Source organism: Rhodoferax sp. (genome assembly GCF_011391645.1).
Lineage (GTDB): Bacteria > Pseudomonadota > Gammaproteobacteria > Burkholderiales > Burkholderiaceae_C > Rhodoferax.
In genome coordinates this window covers 1-14,162 of record NZ_JAABQC010000074.1, presented here as the reverse complement: position 1 = coordinate 14,162, position 14,162 = coordinate 1, and the positions used below count along the sequence as shown (strand labels likewise).

At 58.7% G+C, this 14,162-nt stretch carries 9 protein-coding genes and 1 riboswitch; of the genes, 6 read left to right on the top strand and 3 right to left on the bottom strand.

Going from position 1 to position 14,162, the window contains the following annotated elements; all coding sequences use genetic code 11:
- Positions 1–731 precede the first annotated feature (731 nt).
- A complete protein-coding gene (locus tag GPS82_RS09985) occupies positions 732–2,198 on the top strand; it encodes a mannose-1-phosphate guanylyltransferase/mannose-6-phosphate isomerase (protein WP_296494068.1) in 1,467 nt (488 codons plus the stop codon).
- Between the two features lie 3 nt (positions 2,199–2,201).
- Here the strand turns inward: GPS82_RS09985 and metF are convergent, their stop codons facing one another.
- Genes metF through ahcY form a run of 3 tightly spaced genes read right to left on the bottom strand, consistent with a single transcriptional unit; the run spans position 2,202 to position 5,361 of the window.
- Positions 2,202–3,041 carry a methylenetetrahydrofolate reductase [NAD(P)H] gene (gene metF / locus GPS82_RS09980; RefSeq protein WP_296494066.1) on the bottom strand — a complete coding sequence of 280 codons (840 nt, stop codon included), beginning with the start codon at positions 3,039–3,041 and terminating at the stop codon, positions 2,202–2,204.
- 12 nt (positions 3,042–3,053) lie between these two features.
- Positions 3,054–3,875, bottom strand: a complete 822-nt coding sequence (locus tag GPS82_RS09975; protein ID WP_296494064.1) for a TlyA family RNA methyltransferase — start codon at positions 3,873–3,875, stop codon at positions 3,054–3,056.
- 7 nt (positions 3,876–3,882) lie between these two features.
- On the bottom strand, positions 3,883–5,361 hold the full coding sequence (ahcY, locus tag GPS82_RS09970) for an adenosylhomocysteinase (protein ID WP_296494061.1): 1,479 nt from the start codon (positions 5,359–5,361) through the stop codon (positions 3,883–3,885).
- Between the two features lie 64 nt (positions 5,362–5,425).
- A riboswitch (S-adenosyl-L-homocysteine riboswitch) is annotated at positions 5,426–5,536 on the bottom strand.
- A 125-nt stretch (positions 5,537–5,661) separates the two neighbouring features.
- Between ahcY and GPS82_RS09965 the strand changes: the two genes are divergently transcribed.
- The 5 genes from GPS82_RS09965 to GPS82_RS09945 form a co-directional block, all read left to right on the top strand.
- On the top strand, positions 5,662–8,094 hold the full coding sequence (locus GPS82_RS09965) for a glycogen/starch/alpha-glucan phosphorylase (protein ID WP_296494059.1): 2,433 nt from the start codon (positions 5,662–5,664) through the stop codon (positions 8,092–8,094).
- 32 nt (positions 8,095–8,126) lie between these two features.
- Positions 8,127–10,307 carry a 1,4-alpha-glucan branching protein GlgB gene (glgB, locus tag GPS82_RS09960; protein ID WP_296494053.1) on the top strand — a complete coding sequence of 727 codons (2,181 nt, stop codon included), beginning with the start codon at positions 8,127–8,129 and terminating at the stop codon, positions 10,305–10,307.
- On the top strand, positions 10,295–12,433 hold the full coding sequence (gene glgX / locus GPS82_RS09955) for a glycogen debranching protein GlgX (RefSeq protein WP_296494048.1): 2,139 nt from the start codon (positions 10,295–10,297) through the stop codon (positions 12,431–12,433). Before glgB ends, glgX begins: the two co-directional genes overlap by 13 nt.
- Positions 12,434–12,649: 216 nt before the next feature.
- Positions 12,650–13,621 carry a DUF1214 domain-containing protein gene (locus tag GPS82_RS09950; protein WP_296494043.1) on the top strand — a complete coding sequence of 324 codons (972 nt, stop codon included), beginning with the start codon at positions 12,650–12,652 and terminating at the stop codon, positions 13,619–13,621.
- Positions 13,622–13,690: 69 nt separating this feature from the next.
- A partial coding sequence (locus GPS82_RS09945) for a hypothetical protein (RefSeq protein WP_296494041.1) occupies positions 13,691–14,162 on the top strand: 472 nt, incomplete at its 3' end.

Sequence of the window (14,162 nt, the reverse complement as noted above, 5' to 3'; positions counted from 1 at the left end):
GTTCAATCTGAGCCAGGATCAAACTCTATAGTTCGATCTTGAATTTTTTGCACATTTCTATGCAACTCATAAATTGGAATCAACGTGAATTTCATTTCTGACTTTCACATCTTTTTTACTTCATGAGCGTTTGTTAGCCAATTAAGACTAAGTTCCGAAGAACTTGGTAATTACCTTCAAACGCCCACGCTTATCGGCTGTATGTTTTTAATGATCTAAAAGCAGCTTTTACACCACTCTTGCTTGCTTCACTGTGATCAGCGAAGCCTTGTATTCTAGCACGCCTTTTTAGCGCTTTCCTTAGAAATTTTTAAGTTCTAAGGAATTTATTTTGCCGCTCGATACACATCTGAGTTTTGCTCCGCCGTGATCAGCGAAGCCTTGAATTCTAGCAGTCGATTTGACCGTTTTGCTTAAATGTTTATGAATTTATGAAAAAGCCCTTCTTTGCCGTCGGTCTTCATTGAGGTCAACTGCGCTCGGCCCCTACAGAGGCAGCATGCTTGACGTGTCTTGAGTGTGGCGGCGCAGTGGTCGGTCAGGCTAAACCTGGCACGGCGGCAGCCTTTAAACAGGCACTAAATTGCTGCTGTGCATTCTGTTTGAATACACTCGCACAAGTGCAGAACTGTGCTTTACCGACCGGGTTGCATCCCCTGAACGGCAACGGATGCGCCCAATCGCGCTAAGGCGATGCCCATGCTTGGCCCTTACTCAACAATCTAATGACTATGACTTCACCCGTTTTAATTCAGCCAGTGGTTTTGTCAGGCGGCTCCGGCACACGCTTGTGGCCACTGTCACGCGAAAAGTATCCCAAGCAATTACTTAGCCTGATCGGGGAAGAGTCGCTTTTGCAGGCCACGGTACGGCGAGTTCAAGGCACGCCCGGCATTGATCTGGCACCGCCGATGGTCGTCTGCAATGAAGAATACCGCTTCGTCATCGCTGAACAACTGCGCCTGCTGGGCCAGAGCGGCGTGGTCGTGCTGGAGCCCTGTGGAAGAAATACTGCTCCTGCACTCACTGTCGCTGCTTTGGCTTCTCTCAAGGACCACACTGATCCGGTGCTGCTGGTGATGCCTGCAGACCATGTGATTACAGACATCGCCGCATTTCAGCAAGTGGTCAGCCAGGGCGCTGCTCTGGCTGCAGCGGGCGCCGTCGTGACTTTTGGCATCACGCCAGACGCACCTGAAACTGGTTATGGCTACATCCAGTCGGGCGCCCCTTACGGCAGCGACGGAACGACGGCCCATACGATCAAGCGGTTTGTTGAAAAACCTGATCTGGCCACCGCACAATCCTATCTGGCAGATGGCAGCTACCTGTGGAACAGCGGTTTGTTCATGATGCGGGCCTCTATCTGGATGGCAGCCATGGCGCACTGCCGGGCAGATATTTTGTCCGCGTGCCAAGTTGCCTGGAACCAGAGTAAAACCGATGGCGAATTTGTCCGCATCGGCAAGGAATCCTTTGCCGAATGCCCAAGTGACTCGATTGACTACGCCGTGATGGAGCGCATTGCAGCCCGCGACCAGTCTGGCTCTGGCAATCTCCCGCCGGGCGTGGTGCTACCGTTGAACGCCGGATGGTCTGACGTGGGTGCCTGGGATGCCTTGTGGCAAGTGCTGCCCAAAGACAGCCACGGTAACGTGACCCAGGGCGATGTGTTGCTGCAGGACTGCGAAAACACCCTGGCCTTCTCGGAGGGCCGCCTGATTGCCTGCGTTGGTCTGAATGATTTGGTGGTGGTCGAAACGGCCGATGCCGTTTTGATCTCCCACAAAGACAAAACCCAGGATGTGAAAAAAATCGTTGACGCGCTCAAGGCCAAGGGGCGGCCCGAGAGCAGCATCCACCGCAAGGTGTTCCGTCCGTGGGGCTGGTACGACGGTATTGATGCAGGCGAGCGTTTTCAGGTCAAGCGCATTGTGGTCAAACCGGGTGGCACGCTGTCGCTGCAGATGCACCACCACCGCGCCGAGCACTGGATTGTGGTCAGCGGAACCGCCAAAGTTACCAAGGGGGATGACACCTTTTTGCTGTCAGAGAATGAGTCCACCTATATTCCGCTGGGCACCACCCACCGCCTGGAAAACCCCGGCCGGGTGGCTTTGGAGATGATCGAGGTGCAGTCGGGCTCTTACCTGGGTGAAGATGACATCGTGCGCTTTGAGGATGTGTACGGCCGCTGAAGCTTACAGCCCAAGCCGGTGGCATATCTCCAGCGTCGCCGCGCTCTGGTTCATACTGTAAAAATGCAGGCCAGGGGCGCCCCCGGCGCGCAGTTGTTCACACAAGTCCGTGACCACATCGAGGCCAAAGGCCTTGATGGACGCGCTGTCATCGCCAAAGCCTTGCAGCCGCAATCGAATCCAGCGCGGTATCTCAGCCCCACAGGCATCGCTGAAGCGCATCAGTTGCGATGAACTGGCAATCGGCATGATGCCTGGCACCACCGGCACGCTCACACCCAATGCGTCAGCATCCTCCAAAAAGCGGAAGTAGGCATCGGAGTTGTAAAAATACTGGGTAATGGCCGAATTGGCACCGGCCTGGACCTTGGTGACAAAAGCCTTCAAATCAGCCTCGGGCGACTTGGCCTGCGGGTGGGTTTCGGGGTAGGCCGCCACTTCAATATGAAAATCGTCTGGCATTTCAGCGCGAATAAAGGCCACCAGGTCGCTGGCGTATTGGAATTCTCCGCCGGTACCGTAGCCGCTTGGCAAATCTCCGCGCAGCGCCACCAGGCGCGTCACGCCCATGGCCTTGAGCGTGGCCAATTGCTCGCGCACCCGGTCACGCGTGGCACCAATGCACGAAAAATGCGAGGCGGCGCTCACGCCCTCGCTCAAAATGTCGCGCACAGTACTGAAAGTGCCCTCCTGTGTGGAGCCACCCGCGCCAAACGTTACCGAACAAAACTCGGGCTGCAAGGCATAAAGCTGCAGACGCACCACCCGCAATTTTTCAACACCCTCGGGTGTTTTGGGAGGGAAAAACTCGACACTGACAGGAAAACGGGCGGCTGAAGTCATCACGGTCTCTCTTCAATATTTTGTTGCGCAAATAAAAAATTCACGATTCCCATCTCCACCGGTGATCGGTGAGTCAAACCAATGGGTTACCTGCAAACCCAGCTCTAAGCAGGAATCGCGCAGGCGTTGCTCGACAACCAGGTACTGCGACGCATCCTTCACAATGCCGCCCTTGCCCACCTGGCCAGGTTGCAGTTCAAACTGGGGTTTGACCAGCGTCAGCAAGATGCCGCCCAACTTGAGCAGAGGCACCACCGCCGGCAATACCAGCGTTTGCGAGATGAACGACAAATCGGCGACGATCAAGTCAAACTCGGGCACAAACTCAAAGGCGTGCGCAACGCCGTCGTCTTCATCAACGTCAAATTGACCCTCGGCACCCATGCTTTCTTCGTAAGCAGCCACCAAATCAGAAGCGTCCAGCGCGCGCGCATTCAGACCTTCCACGCCCAATACGCGGGGATCGGCCTGCAATTTTGGGTGCAGCTGGGCACTGCCCACGTCCACACCCACCACAAATCGGGCCCCCTGCTGCAGCAGGCAATCCGTGAAGCCACCGGTACTTTGCCCCACGTCCAGGCACTGAAAGCCTGTCACCGACAGGCCAACCTGTTTCAGGGCCGCCTCCAGCTTGAGGCCGCCGCGGGAAACATACCGGGCCTCAGAGTCATCGAGCAGCCGCAGTTCTGCATCTTCGGGCACGTCGTCGCCGTTCTTGCCGACACGACGCCAGTCCACCCCCTGCTGCCAGGCCACGCCACCGGCAATCAGGCGCTGGGCCTGGGAGCGGGTGCTGGCCAGGCCGCGCTGTACCAACAGTTGGTCAATGCGCATCGGCTTCTTAATAGCGGTAAGCGTCGGCTTTGTACGGACCTGACTTGCTCACGCCAATGTAGGCAGCTTGCTCGTCGGTCAGCTCGGACAATTGCACGCCCACTTTTTTCAGGTGCAGGCGCGCCACTTTTTCGTCCAGATGTTTGGGCAACACATAGACCTTGCCCACTTTGTATTCCTTGGGCTTGGTGAACAGTTCGATCTGCGCGATGGTCTGGTTGGCAAAACTGGAACTCATGACAAAGCTGGGGTGACCGGTGCCACATCCCAGGTTCACCAAACGGCCCTTGGCCAGCATGATGATGCGCTTGGATGGCGTCTTGCCTTTGGCCGGGAAGATCACATGGTCGACTTGCGGCTTGATCTCTTCCCACTTGCATTTGGACAGCGACGCCACGTCAATCTCGTTGTCAAAGTGGCCAATGTTGCACACGATGGCCTGGTCTTTCATGGCCGCCATGTGTTTGTAGGTGATCACATTCAGGTTGCCGGTGGCGGTGACAAAAATGTCGCACTTGTCGGCGGCGTATTCCATGGTGACCACTTTGTAGCCTTCCATGGCCGCCTGCAAAGCGTTGATCGGGTCGATTTCAGTCACCCAGACCTGTGCGCTCAGGGCGCGCAGCGCCTGGGCGGAACCCTTGCCCACATCGCCGTAGCCAGCCACCACAGCCACCTTGCCGGCAATCATCACATCGGTGGCGCGTTTGATGGCATCCACCAAAGACTCGCGGCAGCCGTACAGGTTGTCGAACTTGCTCTTGGTCACCGAGTCGTTGACGTTGATGGCACGCAACATCAACTCGCCTTTGGCCGACATCTCGTTAAGGCGGTGCACGCCGGTGGTGGTTTCTTCGGTGACACCAATGATGTGCTTGAGGCGGCGGCTGTACCAGGTGGCGTCCACCGCCAGCTTGGCCTTGATGGCGGCATACAGGCAGGTTTCTTCTTCGCTGCCGGGGTTGTCGAGCAACTTGGGGTTGGTTTCGGCCTTGGTGCCCAGGTGCATCAGCAGCGTGGCATCGCCGCCGTCGTCCAGGATCATGTTGGGGCCCTCTGAAGCTGTTGCTTTTTTGCCACCAAATTCAAAAATTCTGTGGGTGTAGTCCCAGTAATCGGTCAAGGACTCGCCTTTATAGGCAAACACCGGAATGCCGGCGGCCACCAAAGCGGCGGCAGCGTGGTCTTGGGTTGAATAGATGTTGCATGACGCCCAACGCACCTCGGCACCCAGGGCCGTCAGGGTTTCCACCAGCACGGCGGTCTGAATCGTCATGTGCAGGCTGCCGGTGATGCGTGCGCCTTTCAGGGGCTGGGCCTCGGCGAACTCTTCACGGATGGCCATCAGACCGGGCATTTCGGTCTCGGCGATGTTCAGCTCTTTGCGGCCCCAGGCGGCAAGACCAATGTCGGCAATGATGAAGTCGGCAGGTTTGACGGCAGCTTGGGCAGCCGGTTTAACAGATTTTTTTGATGCAGCGCTCATGGTTCACTCCAGAAATTAAGGTGACAACCACGACATGCAGGGCGGGAAAACTCACCTCACGTGTCGTGGGTGAGCGCCGTTGTGAATCGCCGGGCAAAACAGCCGCAGCGGGTTCCGAGCCTCACTCAGCGCCGGGTTTTGACCCGTAACGTGAGCTGCAACGCTCCTCGGAATGGGCGCGATTATAGGGATGCGCCAAGTCCCGCACGCGAAAAGTGGTAACCGCAACGTGAAGTTCGTCCGCGTTGGCGTGCAAAATAGGGGTTCGTCCTCATTTCGCCTCAGCCCCAAGGAATCCACTTGAACGTCTCTGCTACGCCCTCAGCCTCCACCCCCTCAGAACAGATCAACGCCCATCTCCTGCACACCGTGGGTGTCGCGCCAGAAAACGCCTCCCCCAGTGACCTGATGCAGGCCACGGCCCAAGTGGCGCGTGCCCAACTCTCAAGACGCTGGGTGGCAACGCAGGCGCTGGAACGCAAGCATAAAGCGCGACGGGTGGTGTACTTGTCCATGGAATTTTTGATGGGTCGCAGCCTGTCCAATGCACTGGCCGCCTTGAACCTGACAGAAGGTGCTGCCGCAGGGCTGGCGCAACACGCCAAGAAACTTGAGGACGTTGCCGAACTGGAGCGTGATGCCGCCTTGGGCAACGGCGGCCTGGGTCGCCTCGCAGCCTGTTTTCTGGACTCCATGGCGACACTGGGCTTGCCCTCGTTTGGTTACGGCATTCGTTATGAATACGGCATGTTTGCCCAGGAGATTCAGAAGGGCAGCCAGGTGGAGTACCCCGACTCCTGGTTGCAGGACGGCACACCGTGGGAATTCCCGCGCGCAGACATCACCTACCCGGTGCGTTTTGGCGGCTGGGTCACGCACAAGAATGATGTTGCGGTGTGGCAACACGCCGGGGAAGTTGCCGCCAAGGCCTATGACATGGTGGTGCCCGGCCACGGAACCACCAAAGTCAGCACCCTGCGCCTCTGGAAAGCGGTGGCTCCCGCGCATTTTGACCTGAGCGCCTTCAACACCGGCGACTACGCCCGCGCCGCCAGCACGAAGAACGAGTTTGAAAATATCTCCTGGGTGCTTTACCCCAACGACAGCACGCCGGCCGGCCGCGAGTTGCGCCTCAAGCAGGAGTATTTCTTCGTCGCCGCATCGATGCAGGATCTGGTCAAACGCCACCTCGACGAGCACCCCACGCTTGACAACCTGGCGGAGCACGTTGCCATTCACCTCAACGACACCCACCCGGCCATTGGCGTGGCCGAGCTGATGCGCACTTTGTGTGATGAACACGGCTTTACTTGGGACCATGCCTGGGCGATTTGCGGAAAAACATTCTCGTACACCAACCACACCCTGATGCCTGAGGCTTTGGAGACCTGGCCGGTGAGCCTGATGCAGCAGGTGCTGCCGCGCCACATGGAAATCATCTTTCGCATCAACAAGGAATTTCTGGACCACGCCGCGCGCTTCCGCCCGGACGACCACGAGTTTCTGAAGCGTCTTTCCTTGATTGACGAAAACGGTGAGCGCCGCGTGCGCATGGCCCACTTGTCGGTGGTGGGCAGCCACCAGGTCAATGGCGTGTCAGCCCTGCACTCCGAGTTGTTGGTGCACACCATTTTTGCCGACTTTGCGGCACTTTGGCCCAAAAGATTCACCAACATGACCAATGGTGTGACGCCCCGGCGCTGGTTGGCGCAGGCCAATCCGGGGCTGTCAAACCTGCTGGATGAGACCCTCGGAACCGCATGGCGAAACGACCTCAGCCAATTGAAGCGGCTGGAAGATCGGCTGGAGGACCATGAGTTTGCGAACCAATTCATGGCCATCAAACACAGCAACAAGGTGCGCCTGGCGCACTTGATCGAAAAGACCACCGGCATCACCGTCAGCCCTGACAGCCTGTTTGACGTGCAGGTCAAACGCATCCACGAATACAAACGCCAGTTGCTCAATGTGCTGCACGTGGTTGGCCGCTACCAGGCGATCCTGGCAGAACCAGATGCCCCCTGGGTGCCGCGCACGGTCATTTTTGCGGGCAAGGCGGCTTCAAGCTACCAGTCAGCCAAATCGATCATCCGGCTGATTCATGATGTCGGCCTGACCATCAACAACGACCCCCGCATCGGCGACAAACTCAAGCTGGTGTTCATCCCCAACTATGGCGTCTCGGTGGCTGAAATCATCATGCCTGGCGCCGACTTGTCAGAGCAGATCTCTACCGCCGGCACCGAAGCCTCGGGCACCGGCAACATGAAACTGGCGCTCAACGGCGCCCTGACCATTGGCACCGACGACGGTGCCAACATCGAGATTCGACAAAACGTGGGCGACGAGAATATTTTCATCTTTGGCCTGAAAACCCCGGAAGTCCGTGACCTGCGGGTGGCGGGCTACCACCCCTTGAACTATTACGACAACAACCCGGCGCTCAAATCAGTGCTCGACGCCATCAGCGGCGGCCAGTTCTCGCCAGATGAGCCCAGCCGCTACAGCGCGCTGATCAACTCACTGGTGTGGGGCGGCGACCATTACATGCTGCTGGCCGACTATGGCTCTTATGTGGCCACCCAGGCGCGGGTGGATGCGCTGTACCGCCAGCCCGGGCAATGGTGCCAGCGCGCCATTCGCAATGTGGCCGGCATGGGCGTGTTTTCATCAGACCGCACCATTGCCGAGTACGCCAACGAGATCTGGCATGTGTCAAGTTTGACCACCTGATGCCGCTCACACAATCTTCCAGGAAGGCCACCATGCCGCTACGCCACGACATAGAGTTGATTTGCAACGCCAGCCATGGTGACCCTTTCTCGGTGCTGGGTCCGCATCAGGTCTCGCCAAAGCGATGCAGCGTGCGGTGTTTCATGTCAAACGCCGCCCAGGTTCAGGTGGTGTCACCCGACGGCAGCTCGTTGGCCACGCTGGCGCAACGCCCCGGCACTGATTTCTTTGATGGCAACGTGCCCATGGCGGTTGGCGATGCCTACCAACTGCGCGTGCAATGGCAAAGCGGCCAGACCAGCACCCTTGACGACCCTTACCGTTTCCCCATGGTGCTCGGTGAGATGGATGTGTGGTTGCTGGGAGAAGGCACCCACTTGCGCCCTTTTGAAGTGCTGGGCGCACACCCGACCACCATGCTGGGGGTCGCCGGCACGCGCTTTGCCGTGTGGGCGCCCAACGCCTCGCGCGTCAGCGTGGTGGGCGACTTCAACCATTGGGATGGCCGCCGCCACCCGATGCGCTTGCGCCGTGAATGCGGTGTGTGGGAGCTGTTTTTGCCCGACGTCAGCGCCGGCTCGCTGTATAAATTCGAAATCGGGACCCGCAGTGGCGAATTGCTGTCGGCGCGCGCCGACCCCTACGCCCTGCAATCCGAGCTGCGCCCCGCCACCGCCAGTGTCGTGGGTCACCTGCCAGCCAAAGTGGCAGCCTCAACGCAGCGGCAGGCCGCCAATGCACTGGACGCCCCGGTGAGCATTTACGAAGTGCACCTTGGCTCGTGGCGGCGCATCACGCAAGAGGGCAATCGCTGGCTGACCTGGGACGAGCTGGCCGACACGCTTATCCCCTATGCGCAAGACTTGGGATTCACCCACCTTGAGCTGATGCCGGTGAGCGAGCACCCGTTTGACGGCTCCTGGGGCTACCAGCCGATTGGCATTTACGCGCCCACATCCCGCTTCGGTGACGCGGACGGTTTTGGCCGCCTGGTGGCCCGCTGTCACGCGGCTGGCATCGGGCTGATCCTGGACTGGGTGCCAGCCCATTTTCCAAGCGATGCCCACGGACTGGCCAACTTTGACGGCACCCACCTGTATGAATATGCCGACCCGCGGGAAGGCTTCCACCAGGACTGGAACACGCTGATTTACAACCTGGGCCGCACCGAGGTCAGCAACTTTCTCGTCGGCAACGCGCTGTATTGGCTGGAGCGTTTTGGCGTCGATGGCCTGCGTGTGGACGCCGTGGCTTCCATGCTCTACCGCGACTACAGCCGCAAGGAAGGCGAGTGGATACCCAATGTGCACGGCGGCCGCGAAAACCTGGAGGCCATCGCCTTCCTGAAGCGTGTCAACGAGGTGGTCGGCGTGGAATGCCCGCAGGCCATCACGCTGGCCGAAGAGTCCACCGCCTACCCCGCCGTGTCGCGCCCCACCTACGCGGGCGGTCTTGGATTTCATTACAAGTGGAACATGGGCTGGATGCACGACACCTTGAGCTACATGGCGCGCGACCCCCTTTACCGCCAACACCATCAAGGCGAAATTACCTTCAGCCTGATTTACGCCTTCAATGAAAATTTTGTGCTGCCGATCTCGCACGACGAAGTGGTGCACGGCAAGGGCTCGCTGCTGAAAAAAATGCCCGGCGACCGCTGGCAGCAACTCGCCAATGTGCGCGCTTTTCTTGGCTACATGTTTGGTCACCCCGGCAAAAAATTGCTGTTCATGGGTTGCGAATTCGCCCAGGAAAACGAATGGAACCATGACCAGAGCCTGGACTGGCATTTGCTTGACAAGCCGGCGCACGCTGGCGTGCAGCATCTGGTGCGCGACCTCAACAAACTGTACCGTGCCACCCCTGCCCTGTACCAGCAGGACTTCGTGCCCGCCGGTTTCGAGTGGATTGACCACAACGACAGCGCCCGCTCGGTGCTGAGTTTCGTGCGCCATGGTCTGGACCCCAAGACCTTCGTGGTGGTGGTGTGCAACTTCACACCCCAAGTCTGGCAAGGCTACCGTTTGGGCGTGCCCCAACCCGGCAGCTACCACGAACTACTCAACACCGACTCCGCCCACTATGGTGGCAGCAATGTGGGCACGCCGCTGGGCAATGCCACGGCAGAGCCTACCCCCTGGCACGGCAAGCCGTGGTCGATCCTGCTCACGCTGCCGCCCCTGGCCACGGTATTTTTTCAATGGACGCCCTGATCTCGGCCGGCCTGCGGGCAGGACATCCCTGGCCTATGGGGGCCCATTTTGATGGGCACGGGGTCAACTTTGCGGTGTTTTCAGCGCACGCCCAGGGCATGGACCTTTGTCTGTTTGACCATGAAGGCAAGCGCGAACTGGCGCGCCTGCCACTGCCATGCCATACCGAGGATGTCTGGCACGGTTACCTGCCGGGCGCGCAACCCGGCCTGGTGTATGGTCTGCGCGCGCATGGCCTCTGGCACCCGGAGAAGGGGCACCGCTTTGATGCCACAAAACTTCTGCTTGACCCCTATGCCCGGGAAATTGTGGGCCATTTCATCTGGCACTCTGAACACTTCACCCCCGACCGCCTGCACCCGGGGCACATGAACACCCATGACAACGCGGCACTGGCGCTCAAGGGCCGTGTCACGCATGACCAATTCGACTGGGGCAATGACACTGCCCCCAACATCAGCCTGGCCAACACCGTGCTGTACGAATGCCATGTCAAGGGTTTCTCAAAACTCAACTTGCAGCTGCCGCGTGAGTTGCGTGGCAGTTACGCCGGCTTGGCGCACCCGGCATCCATCCACCATTTCAAACAACTCGGTATCACGGCAGTCAGCCTGCTGCCGGTGCATTACCCCCTCAGTGAAGAGCGCCTGGTCAAACAGGGCCTGTCCAACTACTGGGGCTACAACACCATTGGCTTTTTTTGCCTCAATCCGCAGTTGGCCAGCGCACCCGATGGCCAATCGGCCCGTGACGAATTCCGCAACATGGTGCGCGCGCTGCACGCGGCCGGGCTCGAAGTAATTCTGGATGTGGTCTACAACCACACCCCGGAAGCCGACGAGAGCGGCCCCACCATCAGTTTTCGCGGGCTTGACAACGCCAGCTATTACCGCTTGCCGCCCGACAGACTCGGCCAATATGAAAACTACAGCGGCTGCGGCAATACCCTGAACCTGCGCCAGCCCAAGGTGCTGCAAATGGTCATGGACAGTTTGCGCTACTGGGTGCAAGACATGCACGTGGACGGCTTCCGCTTCGATCTGGCCCCGGTGCTGGGCCGCACCGACACGGGCTTCAGCGCCCAGGCCGCTTTTTTTGCTGCCATGGTGCAAGACCCGGTGCTGTCGCGCGTGAAAATGATTGCCGAGCCGTGGGACACCGGTCCGGGCGGCTACCAGGTGGGCGGGTTTCCGCGCGGCTGGCTGGAGTGGAACGACAAGTTCAGGGACTGCACGCGGCGCTTCTGGGTGCAAAGTGCGGCAGCTGGCGACGCCGTGCCGCTGGCATGCACGCGAGGCGACTTCGCCATGCGCCTGTGCGGCTCATCTGACCTGTACCAGCAGCGCCGCCGCACACCGGCCAAATCGGTGAACTATGTGGTGTCCCACGACGGTTTCACCCTGCGCGACCTGGTCAGTTACAACCAGCGCCACAACGAGGCCAACCTCGAGAACAACCGCGACGGTCACAACGACAACCTGAGCTTCAATTGCGGCGAGGAAGGCCCCAGCGATGACCCCATGGTGACCACGCTGCGCGCCCGTTTGCAGCGCGTTCTGCTGGCCAACACGCTGCTGGCGCAAGGCACGCCCATGATGTGCGCCGGCGATGAGCTTGGACATACCCAGAAGGGCAACAACAACCCCTATTGCCAGGACAACGCCATCACCTGGATCGACTGGTCGGCAGCAGATACCGACCTGCTCGCCTTTACCCAACACCTGCTGGCGCTCAGGCACGAACTGCAGCCATTTGCCAACCAGTGGTACAGCGGCATTGCCGATGGCAGCGGGGTGTACGACGTGTCCTGGTGGAACTTTGATGGAACCGTGCTGCAGCATGATGCCTGGCACCAGTCTGCTGATCGCACACTGGCGTGCCTCATTGGCAAACCCGGACGCAGCCCCAGGCCTTTGCTATTTCTTTTCAACGCCGGTGCCACCACCGTCAACTTTGTCCTGCCACTCGGTCACTGGCGGGGCGTGCTTGACACCAGCCACCTGCATGGGCAAAGCGCCCAGCAAGGCAGCAGGGGCATGAGCGTGCAGGTCGCTGCGCACAGCCTGATGCTGCTGCAGAAAAGCATCACCAGTGAGTCAGTGCCCAATTCAGCTGGCACTCTTTGACGGGTTGCAACGCTGCCGGAACGGGTGTTTTTGATGGGTGACTCTTGCGCAGCGAAAGCCGACGGCCACGAATACCCGCTTACCGGAAGCCCAGTGCACCCGAGCTTGCAAAGCATACAGAGTAGTGACAATCCGGGATGTATGCTATATAGTTTTTGTCATCAATCTAATCCATTGGCTCGCAAGCCAGATTTCAAACTACCTCCAGGGAAATCCATGACCAATTCATCACCCATTGCCGCAACATCAGAAGTGGTGACCGTGGACACATTCGTCCGTGCCGAAACCGACATGACGCTCGCCCGTTATGCCAAGCAAGGCGCTTTCGGCAAATTCCTGCACATCCGCCAGCCCACGCCGATCGACCAACAGGGCGTGATTCGCATGAACCGCGACACGCTCTACTCGGCCGGCATATTCGACCTTACCGAGCCGGTCACCATCGTCAAGCCGGATTCCGCTGGGCGCTTCCAGTCCATGATGGTCATCAGCCAAGACCATTCGATGTTGCCTATCGAACACGGCGCTGGCGAGTTCACTTTGACACGGAAGAAAGTCGGGACGCGCTACACCATCGTGCTCCTGCGCACCTTCGTCGATGCCAATGACCCGGCGGACATCCAGGCCGCCAACGCCGCTCAGGACAAGATCGCCGTGCGGCAGAAAAACCCGGGGACGTTTGAAGTTCCAAACTGGGACGAGACGTCGCTGAAAAAGGTCCGCGATGCCATCAATGTTCTGGCTTCGACCCGCACCAGTGCCAAGGGCATGTTTGGGGACAAAGCCAAGCTCAACCCGATCAGTCATCTGCTGGGCACGGCTTACGGCTGGGGCGGCAACCCTGAAAAAGCCGCTATGTATGCCAACGTTGTGCCGGCACAAAATGACGGCAAGACGCCTTATTTGGTTAGAGTGAAAGACGTGCCGGTCAACGGCTTCTGGTCTATTACCGTCTATAACAAGGATGGGTACATGGAAAAGAACGACCAGAACGTCTATTCCTACAATAACGTGACCGCCAAAAAGAACGCGGACGGAAGCATCACGATCAATTTCGGCGGTGGCCCGAACGCCATCAACAATCTGCCGGTCACTCCCGGATGGAATTACATCGTGCGGATGTATCAGCCGAAGAAGGAGATCATAAACGGGACATGGAGCTTTCCCGAGCCACAATCGTTGGAGTAGTCGATAGAGTGCGTGAACATCAGTAAATCAACCACCGTCACAAGGCGGTAAATAGCTAGGAGAAAACAAATGAATACAATGACAACCACATCCGCGAAGGCAATCGTACTGGCGCTTGCGCTGGGGGGAGCCATGGCGCCGGCCTTTTCCGAACAGAAAGTTGCCCTGAAGGACCCCGTCCAGATCGAGGTTGAGAACTGGCGCGGCAAGGCCTTCTACGAAATTCTGTTCATGAACCGCCAGGCCGACGGCAGCGGGGTCGGCTTTTACCACAATTCCCTCGGCTTGGACCTTGAAGCGTCCAACGAGGTGATGGACGCCCGCTTCCGCGCTCTGGATGCAGATACCTTGAAAAAGGAATACGGGGGTGATGGGGTCATCTTCAATGGTCCGCGACGTCTCGTGGCGAACAGCATAACCGGGATTAGCGCCTTGAATGGCGGCGAGAAGACGGTGATGGGAACGATCTCCTTCCGCGTGTTAGGCGTCTTCGAAACCCCTGACCTCGCTAAGGCCGCTGCAGGAGAACCGCCTGCTTACC

Bases quoted from the DNA above. Each gene is read 5' to 3' on its own strand.
- ahcY (WP_296494061.1), bottom strand. From the start codon at position 5,361: ATGAGCGCTGCATCAAAAAAATCTGTTAAACCGGCTGCCCAAGCTGCC.
- GPS82_RS09950 (WP_296494043.1), top strand. From the start codon at position 12,650: ATGACCAATTCATCACCCATTGCCGCAACATCAGAAGTGGTGACCGTG.
- GPS82_RS09975 (WP_296494064.1), bottom strand. From the start codon at position 3,875: ATGCGCATTGACCAACTGTTGGTACAGCGCGGCCTGGCCAGCACCCGC.
- glgB (WP_296494053.1), top strand. From the start codon at position 8,127: ATGCCGCTACGCCACGACATAGAGTTGATTTGCAACGCCAGCCATGGT.
- metF (WP_296494066.1), bottom strand. From the start codon at position 3,041: ATGACTTCAGCCGCCCGTTTTCCTGTCAGTGTCGAGTTTTTCCCTCCC.
- GPS82_RS09985 (WP_296494068.1), top strand. From the start codon at position 732: ATGACTTCACCCGTTTTAATTCAGCCAGTGGTTTTGTCAGGCGGCTCC.
- glgX (WP_296494048.1), top strand. From the start codon at position 10,295: ATGGACGCCCTGATCTCGGCCGGCCTGCGGGCAGGACATCCCTGGCCT.